This is a genomic window from Vibrio sp. D173a (assembly GCF_030248475.1).
On the sequence record NZ_JAHGAH010000934.1, the window covers coordinates 1 to 596 of the forward strand.

General features: G+C 36.7%; 1 protein-coding gene. It reads right to left on the reverse strand.

Annotated elements, in window-relative coordinates; translation table 11 throughout:
• The coding region (locus KIV40_RS30375) for a LysR family transcriptional regulator (RefSeq protein ID WP_285352982.1) at positions 1-206 on the reverse strand (206 nt) is incomplete at its 3' end.
• Positions 207-596 lie beyond the last annotated feature (390 nt).

Sequence of the window (596 nt, forward strand, 5' to 3'; positions counted from 1 at the left end):
AACTCGTCGTTAAACATGACTTTTAGACGTGCTACAGCGTTACTTACTGCAGGCTGAGACATACCCAAATTGTGCGCTGCACGGGTGATGTTTTGCTCTTGCATTACAGCGTCAAAAACAGTCAATAGGTTTAGGTCTACTCCACGAAGTGTGCTTTCCATTCGGTAGCTTGCAATAGCACTCATTGCGTCTTTTTTCTCTAACATTCAGGTTGCCTCTTGTCGGTATGACAGCGTTAAATTTGTAATAGTGTGGGAATAGATAACCACTAGTTCTTATATTTATCTGGCCGATGTGTTTCGGATAACATCTACTATTAACCAATCAATCGAACGCTACCAACAAGATTGATAAAGAATAATTTTATTTTACCTCACTGAATAATTATTAATTTAATATCAGACACTTGGTGATTTATAAAAAAACATAAAATGTCTAATTTTGGGATTTTCTTACGACTTATTTGACGGCTCAATCATTCAGTTACATTTGTTACAAATGATTGAGCCTATGAATTGATAGAGCAAGGCATTCAAAAACCTCGCCTATGAATCAAGTGATCGAAGCGTAACTTGGAAAATCAACCTTGTCCCAAA